This is a genomic window from Dokdonella sp., assembly GCF_049593775.1.
Classification (GTDB): Bacteria; Pseudomonadota; Gammaproteobacteria; order Xanthomonadales; family Rhodanobacteraceae; genus Dokdonella.
Window position 1 is genome coordinate 25,800 of the sequence record NZ_JBAWHJ010000124.1, and the last position, 25,060, is coordinate 50,859.

The window sequence follows — 25,060 nt, forward strand, 5'->3', positions numbered from 1 at the left end:
ATCCTTCCCGCATGACTTCCGAGGCCGACCACAAGCCGCCGCGCCGCGCTGCGATCATCTTCGTGTTCATCACGGTGGTGCTCGACATGCTGGCCTTCGGCATTATCATCCCGGTATTCCCGCATCTCGTGCAGGTCATGACCGGCGGCGAGATCAGTACTGCCGTGCGCTGGACCGGCATCATGGGCGCGATGTTCGGCCTCATGCAGTTCGTGTTCTCGCCGGTGCAGGGTGCGCTCTCCGACCGCTTCGGCAGGCGCCCGGTGATCCTCGCCTCGAATCTCGCGCTGGGCCTGGATTTTATCCTCATGGCCGTGGCCGAGACCCTTCCGATCCTGTTCATCGGACGCATCATTTCGGGCGTCGCGAGCGCGAGCATCTCGACCGCCAATGCCTACATCGCCGATGTCACCCCCAAGGACAAGCGAGCCGCCGCCTACGGCCTGATGGGCGCGGCGTTCGGCATCGGCTTCATCTTCGGCCCGGCGCTGGGCGGCTTCCTTGGCGGCTGGTCGGTACGTGCGCCTTTCTGGGTAGCGGCCGGACTGGCCCTGGCCAACTTCGTCTACGGCTATTTCATCTTGCCTGAATCGCTGCCCAGGGAACGTCGCAGCGCCCGCTTCGATTTCAGGGAGGCCAATCCGCTGGGCGCATTGCGCATGTTGCGTCGATACCCGCAGGTCTTCGCTTTGTCGATCGTGTTCTTCCTCGCCGCGCTGGCCCAGTTTTCCCTCAACTCCACCTTCGTGCTCTACAGCGACTACCGCTTTTCATGGGGGCCGCAGGAAGTCGGCTACACGCTGGCCCTGGTCGGGCTCTGCAGTGCCGTGGTCCAGGCCGGCCTGGTGCGCAGGCTTGTGCCGAAGTTTGGCGAACGCCGCGTCATGCTGGCCGGACTGGTATTCGGCGTCTGCGGATTTCTCACCCTGGGATTCGCCGCGACCAGCACGCTGTTTCTGCTCGGCATTCCATTGCTGGCGCTGGCTGGCCTGGGTGGACCGACCACGCAATCGATCATCACCCGCCAGGTAGATCCCGGCGAACAAGGTCGTCTGCAGGGTGCCATCACCAGCCTTGGCAGCCTGGCCACGGTGTTCGGGCCCTTCGTCTTCAGCCAGATCTTCGCCTTCTTCATCGGCCCCAGCGCACCGCTGCACTTGCCCGGCGCCGCCTTCATCCTGTCGGCGATGCTGCTCGCATTCGGCTTTATCCTGGGCTGGCGAGCCACCGTCGATCTGCACCCGATGACGCCCGAGCCAGCCGCGCATGCGGAAGCCGGCCTGCCAAGTTCAGGCGAGTTGCCGGCAATGGCGGATGTCGAGGATCGCAAGTGACTGACACTACGGGCAAGCCGTGCGCGCCGTCCTGCGAGCGAAATCGCGAACCGATTCTTGCGGTCCTGCAAACGGTCTTTGCCGATCGCAGGCGTGTGCTCGAGATCGGCAGCGGCACCGGCCAGCATGCCGTGTATTTCGCCGCAGCCCTGCCACATCTCGCATGGCAGACCAGCGAGCGAGCAGAAAACCTGCAGGGCATAGAACTCTGGCTCGCGGAAGCCGGACTTGCCAATACGCCTCCACCGATCGAACTGGATGTGGGCCAGGCCAGCTGGCCTGACCAGCGTTTCGACGCCGTGTTCAGCGCCAACACCCTGCACATCATGGCCTGGCCCGAGGTCGAGCAATTGTTCGCCCGGCTTGCGGACGTGATGACCGAGGATGCAACGCTCGCTGTCTATGGACCCTTCAATATCAATGGCGACTACACCAGCGACAGCAATGCCGCCTTCGATCGCTGGCTGAAGGAACGAGGTGAGCACATGGGCATTCGCGACCTCGCTGATGTCGACGCGCTCGCAGCGCGCGCCGGGCTACTGCGGGTCGCGGATCACGAACTTCCGGCGAACAACCGCTGCGTGGTCTGGCAGCGTCGCAGCTGAAGTGGATCGGGCTGACCTGCTATCCGTGATTCCGTGCAAGGAACACAACCCCGCGCGTCAGACGCCGGAATCGATTCGCGGGACCAGCTTCTCGGACATCGCCCGGCCAAACTCGACATAGCTGGCTTCCGAAGGGTGAAAGCCATCCGCGCAGAAGCGTTCGGCATGGGTCTCGAAATCGACGGGCACATGCAGGGCTTGCGGATGCGCTTCAAGCAGTTTTCTCGACAGACGATCCAGACTCTCGCCGCGAAATCCGATCACGCTACGAAGCGGCTGGGGTAGAAGCGGAAATCCGCGGAGTGGCGGAATGCCGGCAACAGCGATGACCGCGCCCGGCGAATGTCGAGTCAGTGCGGACAGCAATCCGTCAAGATTCCCTTTCCATTTCGAAGTCCGCGTCAGCGCAGTGACATCGTTCACTCCGACCGACACGAGAAAGACATCGACCCGGTCGTTCGGCAATTTCGGCACCAGCTCGCTGAGCACGCCGGCGGAATCGATGCCGCTGCGGCCGATGGCCAGCCATTCCACTTCGCGTCCCAGTGAAGCAGCCAGCGATTCAGCCGTACGCCCAACCAGTGCCCTGTCCAGCGTTGAAGCGCCGACGCCGGCGATGATCGAGTCGCCAATGGCGATCAGCCGAAGCGGTGGTCCACGGCCAACTCGACCCGAGGTCGGGCCTTTTGCCGGTGCCAGGCGCAGTGCATTGCGTCGCACGCGCAATGCCTGCATAGCCACAAGAGGCAATGCACTCCAGAACATCAGGCTTCGCAACATCAGCCCGTCATCCTCCGGGAGGCGACACTGGACAGTTGGCTTGCCGCAAGCCGAGCCAGGCTGAGATCCATGGCAACAGGGTTCACTGGCGTGTCAGCTCGACACCGTCGACAGTCATCAACCAGCGATCGCCAACCTGGTGCGGCGGTGCAGTCACCTTGAACGTGGTTTCCATGGGACCGATGCCCACCTTGAAGTCATCACCCTCGAAACCCTTCAGCGGGGCATCGATGGAAGTCTTTGCACCTTTTTTCATGCGCTCATAGACGACGCTGCCATCCCGGGTGATCAGCAGCGACATGGCGTCTGCCTTCCATTCACCGACGTAATCGACCTTGTCGGCAGGAACGGCAACCCCGCAGGCAGAGAGCACAAGGGCGAGCACACCGGCAAGAATCATTCTGCGAATCGACATCGACTTCCTCCTGGTGGCAGTGAATCGGGCACTGCCTTGGGCGACAGGGTAATCCTGAGCGCCACGGGTTTCATCCGGCGCCTGCTCCGGGCAACCGGGTTGTCTCGCCGCATGCTTGCGCAAATCGCCCTGCCGTCAATGGCGTCGGTCAACGGCGCTGCAACATCGCACCCATCTTCTGGTGGATCAGGTTGATCGCCTTGAGCGGTCGAAGCATGACCTTGAACTCCGTGATGCGTCCATTGGCATCCCAACGGATCATGTCGACGCCATTGACCTCGATGTCGTCAATCACGACACGAAACTCCAGCACTGCATCGTGATCGGATCTGAGCTCGCGGATGTAGGCAAAAGATTCGTTGAAAAACACCTTCAATGCCGCTGCCAGGTATTGCGTGGTCAGCGCCTTGCCGACTTGCGCGGTATGCACGACCGGCGAATGGAAGATGACGTCATCGGCAAGCAGCGCATCCAGCGCGCCGACATTCCGCGCTTGAACCAGTTCATGCCATGTGGCGAGTGGATCGTTGTTCATTGCATGGAATTCCTCGGGGCAAGGTCTTGCCGACTCATGCCGGATGTCTGACGCGCCGACTCATCACCACGATGAGCGGAACAATGACCACGGTTGGCGCGAGCCAGAGCACCAGCGCAGGGTTGAAAACAAAGTTCACGACGAGAAATGCGGTGATCGTGGCAATCGTTGCCGCCAGCATCATGGTCAGGTGTCGCGCTATCCGCTCCGGCCCACGCAGGCCACCGGCGCGAATGATACGAACGTCACCGAAACCGAGCAGGGCGCCGATGATTCCGAACGCCAGCATGATCGTGCCTCCGTTGTTACCCGCTGACAGCAACAGCATTCCGTATGACGCCATCAGTGCTGAACATAGCAGCATTGCGATGGCACGAATCCAGTCGATACGTTGCGGTGTTCCTTCCCTGTTCCTGGCATGGCACCAGCCGGAGAGCGCAAGGTAGAAGCTGAAGATCGCTATCAGCAGCAGGAAAACATTGTTGCGCAGAATCGAAAGTGGAAGTGCCGTGATGAAAACCATGCACATGGCCACGAAAAATACCCGTCCGCTACGCACGTGCCAACGATGCGCGCGATTGAAGATCTTGTTTCCTGCCGCAACCAGGCCCGCCCCCAGGGCGATAAAGCCGGCTCCGATGTGCAGGACAAGCAGCAGCGAAACAAATGTGGTCAATGGACAGCTCCGCAAGGATTGCCATGCGCGCGGAATGCAAACCGGAGCGCGCCATCGATGATTCAGTGCCGGGGATCGGGGTCCGCAGTTGCAACGCGTTTCAGTTGCGCTTCGAATCGCGGTTTTTCATGACGTTGCAATGCGTAGACTAGTCCGTCTCCGTTGTCCGTCAAGCTGATGGTCCAGACGTTGGTGGCGGCCTCGGGAATCAATTGCCTTGTATGCGCATCGGCCTTGAAGGATTGACTGCTTGCACTGCCTCCGGTGTCGGAGAGCCCGCCATACATGTTGACGTCATCCTCGGTCCCGTCCGGGTGCCTGTGATCATGCTGCAAGTGCAGTCCGTCGGCGGTGCGGCTTATGATCCAGGTTCGCGACGTATCCTCGCCTACGGCGAACGGAATGCGGACCTCGTCGGGCGTGCAGGACTTGAATTCCGCTACCAGCAGTTTGCCGGCGAAAGCATCCTGGCCTTCGGCAGGAAACGTCATCTCGCCTTCGAAACGCGCGCCGCAAAGCTGCCGCAATGTCTCGAAGTAGGCCTCGGCGGGGTCGTTTGCGAACACCGGCGCCGCTACCGTGATGACACTCATCGCTGTCATCGCCAACAAGCGCGAACGAATTGCTGCGTGGCTACACCAGCCCGACAGGGCATTGATTGTTTTCATGCGTCTTGTCCTGATTGGAAAGTATTGACCGAACCTGGCCCGGCACGACACCGAGCCGCGTTCGATCCGGGAAGGGTATTGGGTGCATGCATCAAATACTTGCGAGTGAGCAGGACAACAGTCCTTCGACGCGTGTCGTGCTCAGGCGCTTTCTTCGTTCACAGGTTCCACCAGAAGCTCCGGTCTGGCAAGCGTACGGTATCAGCAGGCGCGTGCAGCTTGCCAACAGACGGTCTACCCGTTGCATTGCGGGCATGCAGTGCGGACGCCTTCGACAGCCACAACCTGACCCGCTGGCAATCCACATTTCGTTCACTGGCAGAATGCGGGCAGAATGCATCCCTCGAAAGCTGGAGTGGGCACATGTCTGCAGGCCTGTTGGCAGGATTGTTGATCACGACGTTGCTCGTCACCGTGATCTGGATTTTCAATCGCCTGGTTCGCGACCGCAATCAGGTCGCTGCCGCATGGAGCGATATCGATGTCCAGTTGCAAAAGCGCCACGACCTGATTCCACCGCTGGTGGAAATCCTGCGCGGTTATGCCAGTCACGAACGCGAGCTGCTGGAGCGGGTAACCCGCGAGCGTACCCAGAGTCGCGGCACCCATGGCATCGAATCCAGGGGCGAGATCGAGCGCGCGCTTGGACAGGACCTGAGTCGTCTTGTCGCGTTGGCAGAAGCCTACCCCGATCTCAAGGCCAGCCAGAATTTTTCCCAGCTGAATACCGAACTGGTCAAGGTGGAGGATCACCTGCAGTACGCCCGACGCTTCTATAACGGCTCGGTTCGCCAGTTCAATGATCGCATCCAGGTGTTCCCGCATGTGCTTGTTGCACGCAGTTTCGGATTCCGTGAGGCGGAGTTCTTCGATGCACCGGATGCCGCGACCGCGGCTCCACAGGTGAACCTGTGATGCGCCGTTGGGCTGCAGCCGCGCTCGTGGTAGCGGTGCTGTCACTTTCCGTCGCGGCTTCCGCCAGCGAAACCATTCTTGGCTACGACAGCGATATCACGATTGCCGCCGATGCGACGATGGTGGTGCGTGAATCGATTCGGGTGCGCGCCGAAGGCAACAAGATCAATCGCGGCATCTATCGCGATTTTCCAACAACCTACCGTGACCCACAGGGCCAGCGCTACGTTACCGGTTTCGAATTCATCAGTGCCACGCGCGATGGCGCGAATGAAGCCTGGCACAGCGAAACCCAGGGCAATGGCGTACGCGTTTATCTTGGCAGCAAGGACAGGACTCTGGAGCCCGGCGAATACACCTATGTCATTGAGTACCGGACGTCGCGGCAGCTGGGATTTTTCGAGGATCACGACGAGCTGTACTGGAACGTCACCGGCAACGGCTGGGCGTTTCCGATCGAGGCGGCCAGTGCCAGCGTGCGCCTGCCCGAGCCGGTCGCCGCGGGTCGACTCAAGGCGTTCGGATACACCGGGCCGCAGGGCTCGACCGAGGCCGATCTCGATGCGACTGTCATGGACGGAGGCGCACGCTTTCACACCACCCGGTCGCTGGGCGCCCAGGAGGGACTCAGCATCGTGCTCGAATTCCCCAAAGGCATCGTGACCGAACCGACGCGTGAGCAGAAGGTTCGCTGGCTACTAGAAGACAACCGGCAACTGCTGATCGGCACGGCAGGCCTGCTTCTTCTCTGGCTCTACTATGGCCTGATGTGGCATCGCTACGGTCGCGATCCGGAACGTGGTGTCGTCATTCCACAGTACGAGCCGCCGAACGGCTATTCTCCCGCTTCCCTGCGCTACATTCGTCGCATGGGCTACGACCGCTCCTGCTTTGCCGCGGCCGTGCTCGGACTGGCCGCAAAGGGTGCGCTCAGCATCCAGAACAAGAAGGGCATACTGACTCTGGACAAGGGCAAGTCCACCGTCGATTTCGCCCCCGGCGAAGCTGCGCTGATGAGCAAGCTGTTCGCGGGCACCAGTTCGATCACCCTGAAAAGCAGCGCCTCGACGGCCGGCAAGATGAGCGCCGCCAAGGACGCACACAAGACGGCATTGGCTGCGGACTACGAGAAGAAATACTTTCTCACCCATCGACACAAATTGATTCCGGCGGTGCTGTTTTCGATTGCCTGCCTTTTGGCAGCGGCGATTTCGATGCCAGGCGAAGCCAAGTTCGCCGTATTGTTCATGTGTGTCTGGTTGAGTGGCTGGAGCTTTGGGGTTTACGCGCTGGTGTCACGCGCCGTTGCAGGTTGGCGAGGTGCGCGCGGCTTCTTCGGTCGGTTCGGCGCGGTCTTTCTCTGGGTATTCGCCTTGCCTTTCATCGCCGGAGAGATCTTCGGACTGATCGCAATGGCGCAGATTGGCGGCCTCGGGTTGATGTTCGTCTTCATCGCTGTGATTGGCACCAACATCGCGTTCTACCACTGGATGAAGGCACCGACCCAGGATGGAGCAAAGCTGCTGGATCGCATTGAAGGTTTTCGCTGGTATCTCGGTGTCGCCGAGAAGGACGAGCTCGACTCGCGCTATCGCCCTGAGGACCATCCCGAGCAATTCAGCGCCTTCCTTCCGTACGCGTTCGCACTCGATGTGGAACAGGCCTGGGCCCGGCGTTTCGCCGACGCGTTGTCCGCCGATCAACTCGAGAAGGCGCAACCGCGCTGGTACCACGGCAGCGGCGCGCTGGGTGCGGCGGGACTCACTACGTTCACCAGCGGACTGACCAGCAGCCTGGGCAGCTCGATTTCCTCGGCCTCGACCGCACCGGGCTCAGGCTCTGGCGGTTCGGGGGGTTCCTCGGGTGGCGGTGGTGGTGGCGGTGGTGGTGGCGGCTGGTAGCTGAGTCCGCAAGCTGGTCATCTGGATTCACAGAGGTATGAGCCCATGAGTTCTGCGAGGACGCTCGCACTTTTGCCGTAGTTGTCTGGCAGTGCCGCATCGACCCCGGCCAGCGCACGATTCAAATCGCGACCAAGCGCGTTGTCCTTGCAACCGACTGCGTAGTTCCAGCCGATCCGCTGGATTGCGCCAATGTGGGTGACCGTGAGCGCCTCGACGTCGCACCATCGTACATGCCGTTTCCTGAAGAGTGCGCAATAGGTGAAGCCCTCATCATCAAGGCGCAACCACGAACTGCCCGGTATCAGCTGGATGACGAAGACCAGCGCGCAAAGACCAAAGAAGGCGATGATGAAGAGTCCCGTCAAGGCCTTGTCTGCGAACATCCAGATGCCACAGGCCACGAACATGAGCGAGACCAGCAGCAGCAGACCCGCCTTGAGCTTGCTGGTAGTGGATGTTTGCGGACGTAGTGTCTTGACTGCCTTCGTCATGGAATGTTTCTGGCCGGGATTCTCGACGGTCTGCAGGTTATCAAACAGATTGGCGATTGGCGGCTCCCCACGATCACGATCAAGCCAGCGGACTGCGTCGATTGACCCGGCTGTCAGGCGATTGGCTGGGTTGTCAGGCGTGTTTTCTCCTCGGGCTCCCGCACAGGAGAGCTGCAGCATGTCTGCCCGGGCGCCAGGCTGGGCGCTCCGACCATCTTAATCGTTGTGCTTGACCTGCGGGCAGTGACTGCCGCGGCATGGCGACATGCCGCACAATGCCGCCATGCTGAATATCGTCCTGCATCGCCCTGAAATACCCCCGAATACCGGCAACGTGATCCGTCTCTGTGCGAACACCGGTGCGCATCTTCATTTGATCGGGCCGCTGGGTTTCGAGCTTGATGATGCGCGCTTGATGCGGGCCGGCCTCGACTACCACGAATATGCGCGCCTGACCGTGCATGCCGATCTCGCCGCGTTTTCGGCATCGGTGAATCCGCGACGGATATTCGTGGTTTCGACGCGTGGCACGGCCCGCTACGACAGCGTGTGCTACGCAGAGGATGATGCCGTGGTGTTCGGATCCGAGACCAGTGGTTTGCCGCAGGCGCTGATCGAATCGGTGCCCGCCGGGCAACGCCTACGCTTGCCGATGCGCCCGCAGAATCGCAGCCTCAACCTGTCCAATGCAGTCGCGGTGGTGGCTTATGAGGCCTGGCGGCAGATCGGGTTCGAGGGTGGAAACTGAGGCGCGAGACATGCGATCGACAGGAATCGTTCGCGCTTGCGTAGGGGCGGGTCTGAGACCCGCCCCTGCAACAGCGTGAAAGCAATGGCGCGGGCTTCGATCACCGCATCCGCGTTGCCGCTTGGTTGTTGCCGCGAAATCTACTCGGGATATTCCGGCTTCTGCTCGCGTGCAAGCAGGGCGCGAAGGCCCTCCTCGGGGGTCATGTCTTCATGCAGTACATGCTGCACGTGTTCGGCGATCGGCAGCTCGATGCCAACCCGTTGTGCCAGGCGCACGACCTCGTCGACGGTGACGATGCTCTCGACGACCTGGCCAATGTCGGCGACCGCCTTGGACAGTGAAACACCCTGACCGAGGGCAAGGCCGAGACGGCGGTTCCGGGACAGGTCGCCGGTGCAGGTCAGGACCAGGTCACCGAGCCCTGCCAGACCCATCAGTGTCTCGGGCTTGGCCCCCAACGCGGTACCCAGGCGCAGGATTTCATTCATTCCACGCGTGATCAGTGCAGCGCGAGCATTCAGTCCCAGATTCATGCCATCGGCAACGCCGGTTGCGACGGCGAGCACGTTCTTCATCGCGCCACCGAGCTCGGCACCGAGGATGTCGGTGCCGGTATACGCGCGGAACGTCGGCGCGTGCAGCAAGCGCGCAATGCGTTGCGCGAATCCGGCATCGTTGGACTGCACGGTCAGCGCTGTGGGCAGACCCTGAGCGACTTCCTTGGCGAACGACGGGCCGGTGATCACGGCCGCCGGGTGATTGGGCAGGCGCTCTTCGACCAGCTCATGAAGGAAACGTCCCGAACCCGGATCGAAACCCTTGGTCGCCCACGTGATTCCGGCGTCGGCCGCTACCCACGGTGCGATCTCGTCGACCAGCTCGCGGAAGGCATGGCTGGGTACGGCGATCAGAATGACCGACGCATCGCGCACGCAGGTTTCGAGTACGCCGCTGATGCCCAGGGCATCCGGAAACCTCATCTCGGGGAGATAACGCGTGTTCGCGCGAGCCGTGGCCATGTCGACCACGCCTTGCGGCGAACGCCCCCACAGCGTGGTGGGGACGCCATTGCGCGCAAGCAGCACGGCCAGGGCCGTGCCCCACGATCCGGCGCCCAGAACTGCAACCGGCGTGTTCATCGATCGTTGGCTCAGGAGTTGAGCGTCGGACTTTCGGCCGGCGTTTCGCTGCGACGACGCATTTGCTCGGCGTAGATCGCGTCAAAATTGATCGGCTGCAGATACAGGGGTGGAAAGCCGCCGCCCTGGACCAGGTCGGAGACAATCTGGCGCACATAGGGGAACAGCACGTTCGGGCAATAGGTCGCCAGCACGTTTTCCTGTGACGCCTGGTCGAAACCGGCCACGCCAAAGATACCGGCCTGATGAACCTCGGCCAGATAGGCAGTCTTTTCTTCGATCTTGCAGGTTACGGTGACACTGAGCACCACTTCGAACACCGTCTCACTGAGGGTGTTGACGCGCTGGCTCAGGTTCAGCTCGACGCCAGGCTGGCCCTGAAGCTGGAATACCTTGGGTGCATCCGGCACTTCAAAGGAAATGTCCTTGGTGTAGATCTTCTGCAGGTTGAGCTGCGGCTGGTTCGGGTCGGCGGCGGGGTTGGCCGCGCCGTTTGCGGGTGAATTCTCTGCCATGTTGCGATTGCTCCAGAAAAACGTGGGGAAAAAGGGCCCGGATTATCCCATGCCGATGGGGGTGGCGCACGCCAGATCACTGCGTACGCAGGCCGGATACTGTGACATTGGGCTATTTGCTGTTGTTTCGACCCTTGGCCAGCGGCAATTGTGCCTCGGTCCACGAGCGCAGCCCGCCGTCCAGTGTGTAGACGTCGGTAAAGCCGGCCTTTTTCAGGCGCTTGGCGGCGGTTGCCGAGGTTTGGCCGTTCTTGCAATAGATCGCCACGGGCAGTTCGCGAGCCTTGGCCAGATCCTTGTTTTCGGGGTCGAACTGGCTCATGGCGACATGCCTGGCGCCCGCTACATGGCCTTGCTCGTAGTCCTGAATGCTTGATACATCGATCAGCAAGGCGTTGTTTCTATTGATCAACTGGGTCAGGCCACCGGGAGTCAGTGCCTTGTAGCCACGGGTGACCCGCGCCACTTCGCTGGCAATGAGCGCAGCAAGCACGCCAATAAAGCCGAGCGAGAGAAAGGGGTGGTTGCCGATGAATTCGGGAAGACGATTGAGGATTTCGGACACGGTCGTTGGCTGGCCTGGTGCGGCGCGCGAGGAGCCGCGCCGTGGGTAAATGGGCGCCGATTGTCCGCGAGCAAGGGGCTGGCTGGCAAATCGGGCCGCCATTGCATGGCCGCGAAGTCGGCCGGATCGTGGCAGGTCAGCGCTTGCGCCGCTGCGGGCGACCCAACCCGATCAGTCTCGCCGGGTGATGTCCGGCAAACCGGAATTGAGCAGCCAGACCTTGTTCTCCTTGTCGTATATCCAGATCTGCCGATCAACAATCGTGCGTGCTTCCTGCGTATTTACGTTGACCAGGCCGATTTCGACGGTTTGACGGACCTCGTCGTCATTCACCGGAACCGGAGCCGTATCGGTGTACTGGGTGATACGAACGTGCTTGAAGCGCTGCAACTCCAGCGAGGTGAGCGGATGCGCAGCGCGGTATTCGGGCGAAACAAAGCTCTCCGCCTGCTCGATGGACCCCCAGCGAATCGTCGCCGCATAGGTTCGCAACGTCTCGGTGAGTTGCTTGTCGCGTGATTTCGCCAACACCGGGAACGCGGCCGCGAGCAATGCCAGGGCGATCAGGCTGATCGCCAGGGAATGCGCAAACCAATTCTTCGGATTCATGCCGTCATCTCCTCGACTGTCAGCCGGTGGTTTCCGATTGTGCCCCATCGGTCGGGTCGACAGTAGCGCTTCGCCTGAGCGCCACGAAACGTGCGTTCAGGCTGCTGGCAATACTGCCGTCGGCAAGCCGCACTTCGCAATGCGCGGACAGGCGTGCCTTCCCGCGCGAATCCAGCGTACTGAAGAACTCGTCAAAGGTGTTGCTGTATGCCAGCCGCGCCTCGGCGGAAAAATCCTCCCATACCGGGGCCAGGTAGCGCACCGAGCTGTCCTGTACATAGATGTCGCAGGACAGCCCGCGCTGTTCCATGGCCAGCCTGACCAGGCACCAGCAGGCCAGGGTCATGACGCTGGCGAGACTGCCACCGAATGCGCAACCCTTGTCGTTCAGGTTCGGGATCAGGGGTGCAGTCATGCGCAGCGAATCACCGTCCCAGGCGGCGATATCGACTTGCATCGCGTCGGTGATCGGAATATCGATTCTGACTTGCTTCTGCAGGGCAAGGCGCAAGGTGTCGCGGCAGCGCTGCGCCTGCGTGGCGTCAGTGTCAATCAGGGTCATGCACGACTCAAACGGCAGAACGGGCGGCGAGTGTGCGCGACTGCAGCGGTTTCGTTCAAGCAAAGAGGGAGTTTGGGTATGATCGAAAGTCTCGCCAGGCGTGAAACCTCATGACCGACCGCAGCACCCGCAATGCGCTCGCGCTGGCAGGCGCCAGCGTCATCGTCACGCGTCCCGCCGCAACTGCTGCCGCACTGGTACGCGGCGCCCGCGTGCGCGGTGCCCATGTAGTCCGGCTGCCCGGCATGCGCTTGTGCGCGATCGACGAACCTGCGGTTGCGCAAGCCCGGCTTGACCAGGCACGCAAGGCTGACACCTGGATCTTCACGAGCCCGACAGCCGTATTGTTCGGCCTTTCGCTGCTGGGTCTGGAAGGCATTCCGAAGAATGTCCGCATGTGCGCGGTCGGTGCCGGCACAGCTCGTGCACTCGCTCGCAATGGCATCGAGTCAATTGCACCGGCTCACCTGCACAACAGCCAGGGTTTGCTGGACGAGCCTGCATTGGCGCATGTTGACGGTCGACACATCGTGCTTGTCGAAGCGCCGGGTGGTCGGGACCTGCTGGACCATACCCTGAGTAACCGCGGTGCAAGGATCGAGCGCATTGCGGTTTACCGCCGCGTGCCGCCAAACCTCAGCTCGCGCTACCTGAACGCATTGCGCAGCGCCGAGCGTCCATGGATCACCTTGCTTTCCAGCAGCCTGGCACTGTCGAACCTGCTTGATGCCCTTCCGGCTGATCTGTCGGTTCGCTGGCGCAAGGAGGCGCTGGTGGTAAGTAGCGGAAGGCTGATGGAGCAGGCGAGGGAGCGCGGATTCACCGATGTGCACGAAGCAGGATCTGCCCTGCCTCGCGACTTGTTGAGCTCTGCCTGTTCGGTGCTCGGCCGCCACCGACTTTAAGCCAAAGCTGGTCGAGTCGCATGACCCGAACGACGCCTTTCCGCGCGCATCTCATTGTTGCGTTGCGCAAAAAATCGCTGCCGCGGGCGGGCGTCTTCGGCTAGCATGGACGCCCATGGAAACCGAATCTGCTGCGAATCTGCCTGCTCCCGACCAACCGGCCAGGGAAAGTGGCGCAAACGCGCCTCCGCGCAAACGCCGAGGTGGGGGCGCCATCGTCCTGCTCATCGTCCTGCTCATCGTGCTGCTGGCTCTTGGCGCATTGGGCTGGTGGGCATGGGATCGTCAAACCCGCGAGCAGGATTCGATCCGTGAAGACCGTCTGACCGGGCAGATCGCCGCCCTCGCCAAGGCCAACGACGATTTGCGACGTGATCTGGATGCGTTGCGCGCGCGTTCGACGGATGCCGAATCGATGAATCGCGGCATTCGTGAAGAAGTGCTCGCTTTCAATGAGCGTTCGCGCGCTCTTGAGGATGCCGTGGCCAATCTGGCCGAGCAGCGCCTCAGCAATCGCGATGCGATGGCCCTCAACGAGGCCGAGTTCATTCTTCAGTTGGCCGGCGAACGCCTTGCCCTGTTCCGTGACGCCAGCGGCGCCGTGGCAGCTTACCGACTTGCCGACAGTGCCCTGGCCGCCGCGGAGGATCCGTTGTTCGGGGCAGTTCGCCAGACCATCAGCGCGGAAATGCAGGCGCTGGAAGCCGCTCAACCCATGCAGACGCGCTCCACCCTGGACGCACTGGCCGGCCTGCGCGCGAGCATCGCCACGTTGCCACTCAAGACCACTCCCAAAGTCACACCGACCGCGGCCGCGCCCGAGCGATCGCGGTGGCGCGAAATTCTGGCCCAGTTCGTGCGCGTCAGCCACGACGACGCCGGACCCGCTTTCGATTTGCGCAACGAGACACTGCTGCGCACCCTGATCGCGGTGGATTTGCGCGCTGCCGAGACCTACCTCTTTGCACGCGACCAGGAAGGCTTCGATGCAGCGCTCGCACGTGCGCGAAGCGGCATGCTGGCCGCACTGGATTCCGATGCGCCCGGCGTCAGCGACGCGCTGGCCAGGCTCGACCAGATTGCCACGCTACCGTTGGCGCCTGCCCTGCCCGAACTCGGCACGGCACTGAATGAACTGCGCAACCTGCGCACCACGCGCGCCCTGTCCCAGCCAATGCTGGCACCGACACCGCGGGATGGAGAGCTTCAGTGAGAGTCTGGGTCGGAATCTTCCTGCTCCTGCTGATTGCCGCCGCCGCCGCGTTCGGTTGGCAGTGGGTGGTCGAAGATCCCGGTTACGTGCTGGTCCGCTTGCGCGGCACCTCGATCGAAACCACGCTCGTATTTGCGGCAGTTGCGCTTCTGGTGCTTTGGGGACTGCTGAGCCTGGCCTGGCGCCTGCTGCGCTGGCCGCTGCACGCCTGGATACGCGCCAGCAAGCGACGCGCCCGGGAGAACCTGGCCAACGGCCTGGCTGCCTTCGCCGAAGGTCGCTACCAGCAGGCCGAACGCCACCTGGCCAAGGCAGTGAAGCAGCCGGCCTTGCGTGGTCCGGCCCTGCTGGCCATGGCGCGGGCTGCACATGCGCGTGGCGAAGACGAGCGAGCCTCAAAAGCCCTGGATGAAGCCGCACTGGACCTGGAATCAGCGGCGCTTGCCCAGCGCGCCAAGTTTCTGATCGAGCGCGGTCGCCATGCCGATGCACTTGCCCTGCTCCAGCCGCGAGCGACGAAGGGATCGCTGCCGCCAGTCGGCTGGCAGATGTACATCGAAGCATCATTGTCGGAAGGGGATGCACAGCAGGCACTGGATGCATTGCCGGCACTGGAGAAGTCTCAGTCGCTGGCTTCCGATGCATTCCTGGCGCTGGAAAGTCGCGTGATGATGGCCGCGCTGGCTACGGCCCCGTCGCAGGCTCGCCTGAACAGCCTCTGGAACGGGATTGGCCGCAATCGTCGAAAGCAGCCTGCGGTCATCGCCGCATTTGCGCGTCGGGCTGCAAGTTTCGGGCAAACCCTTGCCGCCATGGACGAAATCGAGTCTGCCCAGCGGCGCGAGTGGAATGATGAACTGGCGCTTTGCTACAGCGATCTGGGTCCGGCCGAAATGACGACGCGGACCCGGCATGCAGAATCCTGGTTGCAGATCGCACCAAACAGCACCTGGCTGTTGACCACTCTGGGTCGGCTCTGTCGTGACCAGAAACTGTGGGGCAAGGGCATCCAGTATCTCGAGCGAGCAGTCGAGATCAATGCTTCTCCGATCGCCTGGGAGACCCTCGGCGATTGTCATGCGGGAGCAGGCAACGAAAGCATGGCCAACCGCTGCTACCGCAACGCGCTACTCAACATGCGTGGCGAAGCTGCGCTGGCATTGAGCGGACAGGTTCCTTCGGGCGTGGATACCCGGGCGTTGATTTTCGAAGAGCGCGATGCCCACGGCATGCCAAGACTGCCGCAAGCCGGTTCCTGAGAATCAGGTTTCGAATCGCTGCCGGACGCGGAAGTCCAGGCTCCGCCCTGCAAATCCTCGTGATTTCGACTTCTCAGTCCGTCAGCGCGGCAGGGTCTGCACGGATTCGACCTGGCCATTGACCAGGCGCATGACTCGCAACAGCTGGCTGCGGCCAAAGTCATAGGTCCATTCTTCGCGACGCTGCTGGCGCCAGTTTTCGAGCCCCGGAGCGGGGCGATAGACGAGACCGTCGCTTGCTGCCCGGCGATGGGCAGGCTGGCCACATTTGGCGACCAGCTCACCACTGCTCATGCCGGTGAAATTCATGTTTGCACGGCAACTGTCGCCGATCTCGCGTACGCCGTAGCCCAGCGTCTCGCTTCGCTGCAGGTTGCCGTCCAGAAAGACCAGTCGCTGGATCAGCGCGCGCGGCCCGAAGTTGTAATACCAGACGTTCCACTCCACCTCACGCTGGCTTTCCAGCGGAGAGTCGCGCCCCACGACATCGACGCCAATCCAGGCTTCCGACCAGTACGGATCACCACAGCGTTCAAGCACCTGGAAATCGCGGTCACCCTCGGTGACGACACGATTCCCGCAGCGCAGTGCAAACGCGGCAGGACTTGCCAGCATCAGCGACAAGGCAATCAGTGTGCAGAATCGGATCATCTCAAGAACTCCGCCAGGGTCATGGGACAGCGCCGTAGGTGACGTGCGGCATCGCTGAATCGTCGCAGCTCCGGCTTGGTATAGTCGCGCACCGCATCCGTTGGAGATTTCTCGTGACGATATGGAAGCAGTCGATCGATCTCGATCGCATCAACGCCTGGAACAGCAACACCCTGGTCGAGTATCTGGGCATGCGGGTTACCGAAGTTGGCGAGGATTTCGTTCGCGGCACCATGCCGGTCGATAGTCGAACCATACAGCCATTCGGGCTGCTGCATGGCGGTGCCTCGGTGGCATTGGCCGAATCACTGGGCAGCCTGGGTGCCAATCTGGTCCTCGAGGCCGGCAAGGAAATGGCCGTCGGTCTCGATATCAATGCCAATCATGTGAGGGCGGCGACCTCCGGACTGGTGGTCGGCACTGCGCGTCCGCTGCATCTTGGTCGTTCGACCCAGGTCTGGGAAATCCGTATCGAAGACGAGGAGCAGAACCTGATCTGCATGTCTCGGCTGACCATGGCCGTAGTGCCACGCCGCACGCCCAAGGCGGTTTGAACCGGTGATCGACAGCGAAGCCCCGTATGCCAACCTCAGCCCCGACCTGATCCTCGACGCGGTGGCTGATGCCGGCTACGAACCCGATGGACGCATGCTCGCGATGGGCAGTTACGAGAATCGCGTCTATCAGGTTGGCATCGAGGACACGACACCGCTCATCGTCAAGTTCTATCGACCAGGGCGATGGAGCGACGCGGCTATCGACGAGGAGCATCAGTTTGCGCTGGAGCTCTTTGCCGCAGAATTGCCCGTCGTTGCACCACTCGTCATCGATGGGCGAACCCTGCTCGAGTTCGAGGAGTTCCGTTTCAGTCTCTACCCGCGCCAGGGCGGCCGCTCGCCCGAGCTGGAATCACGCGACAACCTGGAGTGGATGGGACGCCTGCTTGCGCGCATCCACGGCGTCGGCTCACGAGGCGCGTTCGGCGAACGCGGGCACATCGACCTGGATACCTTCGTGCACGAACCTGCGGATGCGGTACTCGATTCGGAGCTGCTACCCGCGACCTTGCACCAACGCTACCGCGAACTGACCCTGGAACTCGGTGACTTGCTCGAGGAACGTTTCGAAGCGGTCGGCCCGGTCCGACAGATCCGCCTGCATGGCGATTGCCATCGCGGCAACGTACTGTGGACTGATGCCGGCCCGCATTTCGTTGATCTGGATGATGCCCGCATGGGACCCGCCGTACAGGATCTGTGGATGCTCGCGCCCTCGCCGACATCGCTGGACATCCTGCTCGAAGGCTATGCCGAATTCCGGGAATTCGACTCCACCGAGCTCGCACTGATCGATCCTCTGCGCATCATGCGCCAGGTGCACTGGGCCGGATGGGTCGCAATGCGCTGGCATGATTCCGCCTTTCCCATGGCATTCGCCCATGTCGGCGAGGCGCGCTGGTGGGAGGAGCATTGCAACGATCTCGGCGAAGCCATCGATCAGATGGGCGGAAACGCGCGCTATTGACGGCACCATGAGTGTCGCGCGCCCAATGCAGCTCCTGTTGGTGCGCAAGCAACGACGAAGTCACCGCGTTGCTGCCCTGGTGAACCGATAGCGCTGCGTCAGCGTCGCGTTTTCCGCTGGTGAGACAGGGATTCCGGCGGGCGCCGTCAGGATATCGGCAGTGCCATTGCAGCGCCGCAAACATCCGATCTTCTCCTTTAGAGCATTCGGTCAACCGATTTCAGCGAGTATCCTTGTCGCTTCCGGTACGATGGCACCCCGATGAGTTCCGCTGCTGACAGAACCGACGAGTCACCACTCAGGGATGCCATGCGTCCCTTGCGCTACCTCGTGCGCGGGCCATTGCTCACGCTTCACGTCATATTCGCGCTGCCTCTGGCCGTGATTGCGTTGAATCCCTTGCTGGCGAAGATTCCGGTCGGCAACCTGCGATTCGACCAGTTCATGATCAGTTGGTGGTCCGGCACCCTGGTGCGCCTGTTCGGATTCCGTATCCGCTCGTTCGGCACACCCCTGCCTGGCGCAGTCATGTATGTCGCCAACCATGTCTCGTGGCTGGATATCGAGCTGATGCACAGCCAGCGCGCCATCAATTTTGTCGCCAAAAGCGAAATCGCACGCTGGCCGCTGGTCGGCTGGCTGGCGACGCGTGCCGGTACGATCTACCATCAGCGTGGCAGCACCGATTCCATGGCGACCGTGATGGGACGCGTGGTCACCCGTCTTCGCAGCGGTGGGCCGGTGGGCATTTTCCCCGAAGGGGGTACCGGAAGTGGCAAGCAGGTGCGCACCTTCCACGCGCGCATCTTTCAGGCCGCTCTGGATGCCGAGGCTCCCGTGCAACCGGTGGCCCTGCGCTACGGACTGGATGGCAAGCAGGATCCGTGCGTGCCTTTCGGACCTGGCGAGAGTTTCGCCGCCAATTTCCTGCGCCTGCTTGGCAATCGATCGATGGATGCCGAGGTGCACTTCCTCGAGCCCGTCGACGCGACGCCCGAAGCGCGCCGGCGCATGGCCGAGGAAAGTCGGGCCCGCATCGTCAATGCACTCGGTTACGGCGAGCGCTGATCTTCCTGATCCGGCCATGTCCCCCACATCGACACCATGCTCATGAACGCAGCCGACTATCGCCCACCGCGCCTGTTGCGTAATCCGCACGTGCAATCCTTGCTGGCCTCCAGCGGCGTGCGGCGGTTGCTGAACCGACGCCGCCTTTCGGTGCTGGAGAGCAATGCCAGCGAACACCTGCTCGAATGCGGCGACGGCGTGCGCCTGCAGGGCCTGCACACCGCCCAGACTGCACTGCAGAAGCCGCGCGGAATGGTGGTGCTGCTGCATGGCTGGGAGGGCAGTGTGCAATCAAGCTACGTGCTGCACACCGGTTCCCGCCTGCTGGCGGAAGGCTACGACGTCTTTCGCCTGAATTTTCGCGATCACGGCGATACCCATCATCTCAATCGCGAGCTGTTCCATTCCTGCCGGCTCGACGAGGTCGTGGGTGCCGTGGGTGCTGTCTCGCGCATGTTTCCGCAACTGCCGCTGGCAATCGCCGGCTTCTCGCTGGGCGGAAACTTTGCCTTGCGCGTGGCCTTGCGCGCGCCTGATGCGGGCATTCCACTGGCCTATGCGCTGGCTGTTTGCCCTGCCATCAGCCCACGCGATGCCATGGATGCCATCGAGCAGGCGCCATGGTTTTACGAAGCCTACTTCATGCGCAAGTGGAAGCGTTCGCTGGACATCAAGCAGCGCGCCTTCCCTGGCGAAAAACTGTTCGACGACGGCGACTTGCGTGGCAACTTGCGTGAAATGACCCGGTCACTGGTACTTCGCCATACCGGCTTCGCCACGGTCGAGGACTACTTCGACGGCTATTCCATTGCCGGTGACCGGCTGTCGACAATGCGTGTTTCGACCAGCGTGCTGACTTCCGAGGATGATCCGATCATCCCGGTCGCCGATTTCCGCAAGCTCGAACTTCCCGCTTGCGTGGAGCTGGAGATCGCACCCGGCGGAGGCCACTGCGGATTCATTAACGATCTTTCGTTGAGCAGCTGGACCGAGGATTACATCGCCGATCGCATGCACCGCAACCTGGCCGTACCGACTGCCGGCTGAAGATGGCCGGCTGGCATTCGATGCCTGCTTCAGTCTGCGGGAACGGTCCGCTCGCGAGCCCATTCGCGCAAGGCGGAAACTCGATCCGCCATCATCACCGACAGGGGTCGGGTCAGGCTTGCTTCCTCAATCAGATGACGGGTAGCGAGTGCGGAATCATCTGCCGCCGCCGAGTACATCGCGGCAACGACAAGTTGCTCGATCTCGGCTCCCGAGAATCCGTCGCTTGCACCGACGACGACATCCAGTTCGATGTCGCTGGCATCGATCTCGCGCTTGGCCAGATGGATGCGCAAGACCTCCGCGCGCGATGCGGGATCGGGAAGGTCGACAAAGAAGATTTCATCGAAGCGACCCTTGCGCAGCAGTTCGGCAGGCAATGCCGACACATCATTGGCGGTCGCCACCAGGAATACCTTGCCCTTGCGTTCGGCCATCCAGGTCAGCAGGTAGCCCAGCACGCGGCGCGATACGCCATCGTCGCTGCCTTCAGTCGACAAGGCCTTTTCGATTTCGTCCAGCCATAGCACGCAGGGCGACAACATCTCGGCATTCTTGAGCGCGGCGCGTAGATTGCGCTCTGTCTCACCGTGATACTTGTTGTACAGGGTACCGATATCCAGGCGTAGCAACGGCACACCGAATCCGCCGGCGACGGCCTTGGCGGCGAGGCTCTTGCCACACCCCTGCACGCCGAGTAGCAGGATGCCCTTGGGTGGATCGAGCTTGACCTTGAGCTTGCGCCCGACAAAGGCCGGTTCCCGTTGCTGGATCCAGCGCTTCAGGCGGGTCAGTCCAGCGACTTCGCTGAAGCGCGCCGTCTCGTACTCGAAGTGCAGCAGGTTGTCCCGATCAAGCAACTCGAACTTGGCCTTGGCCAGGTCGGGCAGGTCGGCGGGTCCCAGCGCGCCATCGGCATAGATCAGCTTGCGCACGATGCGCCGCGCGTCTGCATGAGTCAGGCCCGCGAGGTTGCGAACGATCGTGCGCGCGGCATCGGCATCGACTTCGACGCGTCGACCGCTATTTTCGCGCGAATAACTGAACGCTTCCTCGCGCAGCAGGGCAGCCATCGCCTGGGCGTCGGGCAGAGCCATCTGGAAACGTGTGGCGTGTTCGCCCAGATCATCCGGCAGCTCGATCTTCGAACCGACCAGCACCAGCGTGTGCTCGGCAGATGCCTGGCGCAGCACGATCTCGCGCAGCAGGCGCAAGGTCATCGGGTAGCGCAGATAGGGCTGGAAATCGAGCAACAGGAACACACCGGCTTCGGTGCGCTGCTTGATCGAAGTGAGGGTCAGGGTGGCATCCGGAATGTTCTGTTCGCCATCGTCATCCATGTCGATACGCCGAAGGCCATCGGTGATGCTCCAGGTGAACAGGGGTCGCAGCGACTGGGCAATGGCATGGCGAAAGCTTTCGATTACACGGCCTTCCTCGGCCGATTCGATGACCAGAAGCGGCGTTCGCGCGCGTAGAAGCGTGGTGAGATCCTGATTGCCGCTCATTGAACTCCGGTCCCCGGCGGCCATGCAACATGGCCAAAAATGCAAGGCGCGAAAGCCTAACATGACGGCATGCGGCATAATGGGGGATTCACGAGCGCCCCGATAGGCGCCACAACCATTGAAGAAAATGCTCAGAGAAACCATCGAACACCATCGTCATGGCCGCCTGGACGAAGCCGAGAAGGGCTATCGCGAGGCCCTCGCAGCCGATCCGACCAACAGCGAGGCCCTGCGCGGGCTGGGCGCGATCCGCCGCACGCGGGGCGACCTGGCAGAAAGCGCCGAGTTGATCTCGCGTGCCCACGACCAGGCTCCCGACCAGCCCAAGCTGCTGCTGATGCTGGGATCCGTGCAGCTCGAATCCGGCAATATTGACGCGTCCCGGAGTGCCTACGAGCGTGCCTTGACCCTGGATCCGAATCTGGCCGGCGCGCATACGGCGCTGGGCCATATCGCGATGATGCAAGGTGACCCCAAGCTCGCCAATGACTACTTCCGCACTGCTCTGCGCGTCGATGAGGATCCTCAGGCGCTGAGCGGACTCGGCACCCTTGCGTTGGACGCAGGCGACGCCGAAACGGCACTCAAGTATCTTGCCCGCGCATCCGATCTGGCGCCGAATGACGCCTCGATCGCCTATGCCCTGGGCCGAGGATTCGCGAAGCGCGGCATGCTGGCGTTCGGCGAGCAGGCCTTCCGCAATGCGCTGCGCCTGCGCCCGGGCCTGCCCCATGCCAACAATGCGTTGGGTCAGTTACTGATCCAGGACAAGCGTTCGGCCGAAGCAGAACCCTATTTCCGTGCGCTCCAGGGCGTGCGCGGATTCGAGCTTGTCGCCGAACTGGGTCTGGCGGATACGCTGCGCATCCAGGAAAAGCTGGAAGACGCCGTCGCTGCCTACCAGCGTGCATTGGTATTGAGGCCGGACCACGAAGCCGGCTTCGAGGCAATGATCTGGTGCTTGGGCAAGCTGGGTCGTGGGCAGGAAGTCATGAGCCTGATCAACCAGCGCATTGCCGAATTCCCCGAGCAGCTTCGCTGGCGCGCCACCCGCGCGCGCATCAGCGGCACCAATGGCCGCCATGCAGATGCGGCAGCCGACTGGAAATGGCTAAGCGAGCGTGATCCGCAGAATCCCGAAGCGGCCGTGCAACTTGCGAGTGCGCTGGAAGGCAATGGTGAATTTGATCGTGCGGCGGAAGTCGCCGAAGCGGCGGTCAAGCTGGCGCCAGGCGACGCCACGCTGGGTATCATCCGGGTCCGCGCGTGCATGCGGCGCGGAGACAATGCCGGCGCCCGCGAACTGCTGGATGCGATCAACCTCGGCAGCGCCAACAAGGATGTTGCCCGCGTCTGCAGGAATCTTTCCGGACAACTCAATGATCGTGCTGGCAATACGACCGACGCGGTCACGGATTTCCGTGAAGCGCAAAACGGCTTGCCCGGCATGTTGCCCAAGCTTGAATCGCTGCCGGCAAATTATGCCGCGATGATTGCCAAGCCCGAGGCAAACCCCTGTGACAATGCTCCCGTCCTGTTGATCGGCACACCCGGAAGTGGCGTGGAGCGTATTGCCGCCCTGCTTTCCGACCAGCCGGGACTGACCGTCCTGCGTGACCGCGTGCAAGGCGTTCGCAAGGATGGCTTCGATACCGCAGCCGCCATGATCACCGATGGCGAGTTGCCAACGGCATTCATCGAGGAGCAGCGCGAAGGCTATTTCGCGCCCTTGCGCGAGCGCCAGGCCGACTTCAGCCGGCCGCTGGTCGACTGGGTGCCGCGTTTCGATGCGCATCACCTGCTTTTCGCTCGCAGCGTGCTGCCTGGAACCCGCGTCATCGTGGTCGACAATGATCCGCGCGATGCCCTGCTCAACTGGCTGGCATTCGGCTGGCTGCCGTTCGCCGGCCTGAATGATTTCGACAGCTGCCTGGCCTGGCTGGGCCGCGCAATAGCGCATGTGCGCCTGGTCGCCGAACAGGGCGGCCTGCCGCATCTGGTCGTCAACGCGGACTCGGTGCTGGCCGACCCGGCCGGCGCTGGTGCCGAGCTGGCTCGTTTCCTCGGCATCGACAGCTTGCAACCCGGCGCATTGAGTCGTCGCGTCGAACAGGGCGCGGCAGGCTTGCCCACGCATTTCGAGGAAGGGCATTGGCAGAAGTATTCCGAAGCGCTGGCCGATGCGTTTGGCAGCTTGCCGGGACCACTGGCCAGGGAATCCTGAACTCCTTCGGAGCACACCATGCATATCCGCAGCAAGAGTTTCCATGACATGCAGCCGATACCGGCCGAGTTTGCCTTCGGCAAGCCCGGACCGGGTGGTGAACCCTGCGTTTTCGCCGATAACCGCAATCCGCATCTGACTTGGAGTGATGTGCCCGAGGGCACGCGATCCTTTGTGCTGACCTGTATCGACGTCGATGCACCCACGGTCGGAGACGACGTCAACCAGGAGGGCCGCAGTGTGCGTTCGGACCTGCCGCGCGGTGAATTCGTGCACTGGCTGATGGTCGACATTCCTGCCGAAATCCGCGAATTCGTTGCCGGCAGTTGCGCCGAGGGCGTGGTACCGCATGGCGTGCGCACGCCGTTCGGTCCAGCCGGCTCGAAGCAGGGCATCAATGACTACACCGGCTGGTTCGCCGGCGATGCCGACATGGCCGGCGACTATTACGGCTACGACGGTCCCTGCCCGCCGTGGAATGACCAGCGCATTCATCACTATCACTTTCGCGTTGCCGCCATCGACGTGGCGACGCTCGGCCTGGAAGGTCGTTTCGACCTTGCCGATCTGCGTCGGGCCATGGAAGGTCATGTGCTGGGTGAAGCGGAGATGGTCGGAACCTATTCGCTCAACGCGGCTTTGCGGCGCTGAGCTTGGCATTGCGATGTTGGGCATCGCTGCGCTCAGCGCCAACAACGAAGCGGCAACGCGAGGAAGGCTGGCGAAGCCTGAGCCCCCGGTTTCGGCGTTTCGACCGCTTCCCATGTGAATTCTGATCGAACCGGAACCCAAACGCACCGGCCCCGCCATCTCGCCGCTCCGGACATGCCAATGTTGGGCATCGCTGCGCTCAGCACCAACAACGAATCGGCAGCGCGAAGAAGGCTGGCGAAGCCTGAGCCCCAGGTTTCGGCGTTTCGACCGCTTCCCATGTGAATTCTGATCGAACCGGAACCCGAACGCACCGGCCCCGCCATCTCGCCGCTCCGGACATGCCGATGTTGGGCATCGCTGCGCTCAGCGCCAACAGCGAAGCGGCAACGCGAGGAAGGCTGGCGAAGCCTGCGCCCCGGTTTCGGCGTTTCGACCGCTTCCCATGTGAATTCTGATCGAACCGGAACCCGAACGCACCGGCCCCGCCATCTCGCCGCTCCGGACATGCCGATGTTGGGCATCGCTGCGCTCAGCGCCAACAGC

Annotated in this window: 27 protein-coding genes; 14 read left to right on the plus strand and 13 right to left on the minus strand. The window is 62.2% G+C overall.

The features are described from left to right. Positions 1 to 11 precede the first annotated feature (11 nt). Complete coding sequence (locus WBP53_RS04130; RefSeq protein ID WP_423926227.1) at positions 12 to 1,334, plus strand: TCR/Tet family MFS transporter; 1,323 nt, start codon at positions 12 to 14, stop codon at positions 1,332 to 1,334. Continuing rightward, positions 1,331 to 1,939, plus strand: a complete 609-nt coding sequence (locus tag WBP53_RS04135; protein ID WP_423926228.1) for a DUF938 domain-containing protein — start codon at positions 1,331 to 1,333, stop codon at positions 1,937 to 1,939. Before WBP53_RS04130 ends, WBP53_RS04135 begins: the two co-directional genes overlap by 4 nt. A 57-nt stretch (positions 1,940 to 1,996) precedes the next feature. Here the strand turns inward: WBP53_RS04135 and WBP53_RS04140 are convergent, their stop codons facing one another. The 5 genes from WBP53_RS04140 to WBP53_RS04160 all read right to left on the minus strand — a co-directional run bounded on the left by WBP53_RS04140 (position 1,997) and on the right by WBP53_RS04160 (position 5,013). Continuing rightward, the gene (locus WBP53_RS04140) at positions 1,997 to 2,719 is read right to left on the minus strand and encodes an SGNH/GDSL hydrolase family protein (protein ID WP_423926230.1); all 723 of its coding nucleotides are present in this window, start codon (positions 2,717 to 2,719) and stop codon (positions 1,997 to 1,999) included. 82 nt (positions 2,720 to 2,801) lie between these two features. Next, the gene (locus WBP53_RS04145; RefSeq protein ID WP_423926232.1) at positions 2,802 to 3,134 is read right to left on the minus strand and encodes a hypothetical protein; all 333 of its coding nucleotides are present in this window, start codon (positions 3,132 to 3,134) and stop codon (positions 2,802 to 2,804) included. A gap of 148 nt (positions 3,135 to 3,282) precedes the next feature. Then, positions 3,283 to 3,669 carry a nuclear transport factor 2 family protein gene (locus WBP53_RS04150; RefSeq protein ID WP_423926234.1) on the minus strand — a complete coding sequence of 129 codons (387 nt, stop codon included), beginning with the start codon at positions 3,667 to 3,669 and terminating at the stop codon, positions 3,283 to 3,285. A gap of 34 nt (positions 3,670 to 3,703) precedes the next feature. Beyond that, positions 3,704 to 4,345 (minus strand): hypothetical protein, encoded by a 642-nt coding sequence (locus tag WBP53_RS04155; RefSeq protein ID WP_423926236.1) that lies wholly within the window; start codon positions 4,343 to 4,345, stop codon positions 3,704 to 3,706. 62 nt (positions 4,346 to 4,407) lie between these two features. Then, positions 4,408 to 5,013: a hypothetical protein gene (locus WBP53_RS04160; protein WP_423926237.1), complete on the minus strand. Its 606-nt coding sequence runs from the start codon at positions 5,011 to 5,013 to the stop codon at positions 4,408 to 4,410. A gap of 363 nt (positions 5,014 to 5,376) precedes the next feature. On the opposite strand from WBP53_RS04160, the gene WBP53_RS04165 reads away from it, so the two are divergent. Then, complete coding sequence (locus WBP53_RS04165; RefSeq protein WP_423926239.1) at positions 5,377 to 5,928, plus strand: LemA family protein; 552 nt, start codon at positions 5,377 to 5,379, stop codon at positions 5,926 to 5,928. Further along, on the plus strand, positions 5,928 to 7,829 hold the full coding sequence (locus WBP53_RS04170; protein ID WP_423926241.1) for a DUF2207 domain-containing protein: 1,902 nt from the start codon (positions 5,928 to 5,930) through the stop codon (positions 7,827 to 7,829). The genes WBP53_RS04165 and WBP53_RS04170 overlap by 1 nt, the downstream gene beginning before the upstream one ends. 17 nt (positions 7,830 to 7,846) lie before the next feature. On the opposite strand, the gene WBP53_RS04175 is transcribed toward WBP53_RS04170, so the two are convergent. After that, on the minus strand, positions 7,847 to 8,503 hold the full coding sequence (locus WBP53_RS04175; RefSeq protein ID WP_423926243.1) for an STM3941 family protein: 657 nt from the start codon (positions 8,501 to 8,503) through the stop codon (positions 7,847 to 7,849). 85 nt (positions 8,504 to 8,588) lie between these two features. Here WBP53_RS04175 and WBP53_RS04180 point away from each other — a divergent pair, with 85 nt between their 5' ends. Further along, entirely contained in the window at positions 8,589 to 9,071 is a 483-nt protein-coding gene (locus WBP53_RS04180; protein ID WP_423926245.1) for a tRNA (cytidine(34)-2'-O)-methyltransferase, read from the plus strand. Between the two features lie 140 nt (positions 9,072 to 9,211). On the opposite strand, the gene WBP53_RS04185 is transcribed toward WBP53_RS04180, so the two are convergent. From WBP53_RS04185 to WBP53_RS04205, 5 genes are all read right to left on the minus strand, one after another. Then, positions 9,212 to 10,213, minus strand: a complete 1,002-nt coding sequence (locus WBP53_RS04185; protein WP_423926247.1) for an NAD(P)H-dependent glycerol-3-phosphate dehydrogenase — start codon at positions 10,211 to 10,213, stop codon at positions 9,212 to 9,214. Positions 10,214 to 10,224: 11 nt separating this feature from the next. Then, positions 10,225 to 10,728, minus strand: coding sequence for a protein-export chaperone SecB (gene secB / locus WBP53_RS04190; RefSeq protein WP_423926249.1), 504 nt, complete (start codon positions 10,726 to 10,728; stop codon positions 10,225 to 10,227). Between the two features lie 112 nt (positions 10,729 to 10,840). Next, positions 10,841 to 11,293, minus strand: a complete 453-nt coding sequence (locus WBP53_RS04195) for a rhodanese-like domain-containing protein (RefSeq protein ID WP_423926251.1) — start codon at positions 11,291 to 11,293, stop codon at positions 10,841 to 10,843. Between the two features lie 171 nt (positions 11,294 to 11,464). Next, a complete protein-coding gene (locus WBP53_RS04200; protein ID WP_423926253.1) occupies positions 11,465 to 11,902 on the minus strand; it encodes a hypothetical protein in 438 nt (145 codons plus the stop codon). Between the two features lie 19 nt (positions 11,903 to 11,921). After that, positions 11,922 to 12,464 (minus strand): YiiD C-terminal domain-containing protein, encoded by a 543-nt coding sequence (locus WBP53_RS04205; RefSeq protein ID WP_423926255.1) that lies wholly within the window; start codon positions 12,462 to 12,464, stop codon positions 11,922 to 11,924. 110 nt (positions 12,465 to 12,574) lie between these two features. Here WBP53_RS04205 and WBP53_RS04210 point away from each other — a divergent pair, with 110 nt between their 5' ends. From WBP53_RS04210 to WBP53_RS04220, 3 genes are all read left to right on the plus strand, one after another. Beyond that, entirely contained in the window at positions 12,575 to 13,369 is a 795-nt protein-coding gene (locus tag WBP53_RS04210; RefSeq protein ID WP_423926257.1) for a uroporphyrinogen-III synthase, read from the plus strand. Positions 13,370 to 13,484: 115 nt separating this feature from the next. Beyond that, positions 13,485 to 14,582: a uroporphyrinogen-III C-methyltransferase gene (locus WBP53_RS04215; protein WP_423926259.1), complete on the plus strand. Its 1,098-nt coding sequence runs from the start codon at positions 13,485 to 13,487 to the stop codon at positions 14,580 to 14,582. Further along, positions 14,579 to 15,841 (plus strand): heme biosynthesis HemY N-terminal domain-containing protein, encoded by a 1,263-nt coding sequence (locus WBP53_RS04220; RefSeq protein WP_423926261.1) that lies wholly within the window; start codon positions 14,579 to 14,581, stop codon positions 15,839 to 15,841. The genes WBP53_RS04215 and WBP53_RS04220 overlap by 4 nt, the downstream gene beginning before the upstream one ends. An 81-nt stretch (positions 15,842 to 15,922) precedes the next feature. Here WBP53_RS04220 and WBP53_RS04225 read toward each other — a convergent pair whose 3' ends face one another. Then, entirely contained in the window at positions 15,923 to 16,492 is a 570-nt protein-coding gene (locus WBP53_RS04225; protein WP_423926263.1) for a DUF2845 domain-containing protein, read from the minus strand. Positions 16,493 to 16,605: 113 nt separating this feature from the next. Here WBP53_RS04225 and WBP53_RS04230 point away from each other — a divergent pair, with 113 nt between their 5' ends. From WBP53_RS04230 to WBP53_RS04245, 4 genes are all read left to right on the plus strand, one after another. Next, on the plus strand, positions 16,606 to 17,046 hold the full coding sequence (locus WBP53_RS04230) for a hotdog fold thioesterase (protein ID WP_423926265.1): 441 nt from the start codon (positions 16,606 to 16,608) through the stop codon (positions 17,044 to 17,046). A gap of 7 nt (positions 17,047 to 17,053) precedes the next feature. Then, entirely contained in the window at positions 17,054 to 18,016 is a 963-nt protein-coding gene (locus WBP53_RS04235) for a serine/threonine protein kinase (protein WP_423926277.1), read from the plus strand. A 261-nt stretch (positions 18,017 to 18,277) separates the two neighbouring features. Beyond that, entirely contained in the window at positions 18,278 to 19,084 is an 807-nt protein-coding gene (locus WBP53_RS04240; protein WP_423926267.1) for a lysophospholipid acyltransferase family protein, read from the plus strand. 36 nt (positions 19,085 to 19,120) lie between these two features. After that, positions 19,121 to 20,131, plus strand: a complete 1,011-nt coding sequence (locus WBP53_RS04245) for a YheT family hydrolase (RefSeq protein ID WP_423926269.1) — start codon at positions 19,121 to 19,123, stop codon at positions 20,129 to 20,131. A 29-nt stretch (positions 20,132 to 20,160) separates the two neighbouring features. Here WBP53_RS04245 and WBP53_RS04250 read toward each other — a convergent pair whose 3' ends face one another. Then, positions 20,161 to 21,639, minus strand: coding sequence for an AAA family ATPase (locus tag WBP53_RS04250; RefSeq protein ID WP_423926271.1), 1,479 nt, complete (start codon positions 21,637 to 21,639; stop codon positions 20,161 to 20,163). Positions 21,640 to 21,766: 127 nt separating this feature from the next. On the opposite strand from WBP53_RS04250, the gene WBP53_RS04255 reads away from it, so the two are divergent. Both WBP53_RS04255 and WBP53_RS04260 read left to right on the plus strand, forming a co-directional pair. Beyond that, complete coding sequence (locus WBP53_RS04255; protein WP_423926273.1) at positions 21,767 to 23,863, plus strand: tetratricopeptide repeat protein; 2,097 nt, start codon at positions 21,767 to 21,769, stop codon at positions 23,861 to 23,863. An 18-nt stretch (positions 23,864 to 23,881) separates the two neighbouring features. Next, positions 23,882 to 24,514, plus strand: coding sequence for a YbhB/YbcL family Raf kinase inhibitor-like protein (locus WBP53_RS04260; protein ID WP_423926275.1), 633 nt, complete (start codon positions 23,882 to 23,884; stop codon positions 24,512 to 24,514). Positions 24,515 to 25,060: the final 546 nt, after the last annotated feature.

What these genes read in the sequence shown, in the direction of transcription:
- WBP53_RS04200 (WP_423926253.1), bottom strand. Translation starts at nt 11,902, where the DNA reads ATGAATCCGAAGAATTGGTTTGCGCATTCCCTGGCGATCAGCCTGATC.
- WBP53_RS04260 (WP_423926275.1), top strand. Translation starts at nt 23,882, where the DNA reads ATGCATATCCGCAGCAAGAGTTTCCATGACATGCAGCCGATACCGGCC.
- secB (WP_423926249.1), bottom strand. Translation starts at nt 10,728, where the DNA reads ATGGCAGAGAATTCACCCGCAAACGGCGCGGCCAACCCCGCCGCCGAC.
- WBP53_RS04255 (WP_423926273.1), top strand. Translation starts at nt 21,767, where the DNA reads ATGCTCAGAGAAACCATCGAACACCATCGTCATGGCCGCCTGGACGAA.
- WBP53_RS04145 (WP_423926232.1), bottom strand. Translation starts at nt 3,134, where the DNA reads ATGTCGATTCGCAGAATGATTCTTGCCGGTGTGCTCGCCCTTGTGCTC.
- WBP53_RS04180 (WP_423926245.1), top strand. Translation starts at nt 8,589, where the DNA reads ATGCCGCACAATGCCGCCATGCTGAATATCGTCCTGCATCGCCCTGAA.
- WBP53_RS04185 (WP_423926247.1), bottom strand. Translation starts at nt 10,213, where the DNA reads ATGAACACGCCGGTTGCAGTTCTGGGCGCCGGATCGTGGGGCACGGCC.
- WBP53_RS04140 (WP_423926230.1), bottom strand. Translation starts at nt 2,719, where the DNA reads ATGTTGCGAAGCCTGATGTTCTGGAGTGCATTGCCTCTTGTGGCTATG.
- WBP53_RS04175 (WP_423926243.1), bottom strand. Translation starts at nt 8,503, where the DNA reads ATGCTGCAGCTCTCCTGTGCGGGAGCCCGAGGAGAAAACACGCCTGAC.
- WBP53_RS04250 (WP_423926271.1), bottom strand. Translation starts at nt 21,639, where the DNA reads ATGAGCGGCAATCAGGATCTCACCACGCTTCTACGCGCGCGAACGCCG.
- WBP53_RS04150 (WP_423926234.1), bottom strand. Translation starts at nt 3,669, where the DNA reads ATGAACAACGATCCACTCGCCACATGGCATGAACTGGTTCAAGCGCGG.
- WBP53_RS04210 (WP_423926257.1), top strand. Translation starts at nt 12,575, where the DNA reads ATGACCGACCGCAGCACCCGCAATGCGCTCGCGCTGGCAGGCGCCAGC.
- WBP53_RS04130 (WP_423926227.1), top strand. Translation starts at nt 12, where the DNA reads ATGACTTCCGAGGCCGACCACAAGCCGCCGCGCCGCGCTGCGATCATC.
- WBP53_RS04225 (WP_423926263.1), bottom strand. Translation starts at nt 16,492, where the DNA reads ATGATCCGATTCTGCACACTGATTGCCTTGTCGCTGATGCTGGCAAGT.
- WBP53_RS04160 (WP_423926237.1), bottom strand. Translation starts at nt 5,013, where the DNA reads ATGAAAACAATCAATGCCCTGTCGGGCTGGTGTAGCCACGCAGCAATT.
- WBP53_RS04245 (WP_423926269.1), top strand. Translation starts at nt 19,121, where the DNA reads ATGCTCATGAACGCAGCCGACTATCGCCCACCGCGCCTGTTGCGTAAT.
- WBP53_RS04165 (WP_423926239.1), top strand. Translation starts at nt 5,377, where the DNA reads ATGTCTGCAGGCCTGTTGGCAGGATTGTTGATCACGACGTTGCTCGTC.
- WBP53_RS04205 (WP_423926255.1), bottom strand. Translation starts at nt 12,464, where the DNA reads ATGACCCTGATTGACACTGACGCCACGCAGGCGCAGCGCTGCCGCGAC.
- WBP53_RS04240 (WP_423926267.1), top strand. Translation starts at nt 18,278, where the DNA reads ATGAGTTCCGCTGCTGACAGAACCGACGAGTCACCACTCAGGGATGCC.
- WBP53_RS04215 (WP_423926259.1), top strand. Translation starts at nt 13,485, where the DNA reads ATGGAAACCGAATCTGCTGCGAATCTGCCTGCTCCCGACCAACCGGCC.
- WBP53_RS04170 (WP_423926241.1), top strand. Translation starts at nt 5,928, where the DNA reads ATGCGCCGTTGGGCTGCAGCCGCGCTCGTGGTAGCGGTGCTGTCACTT.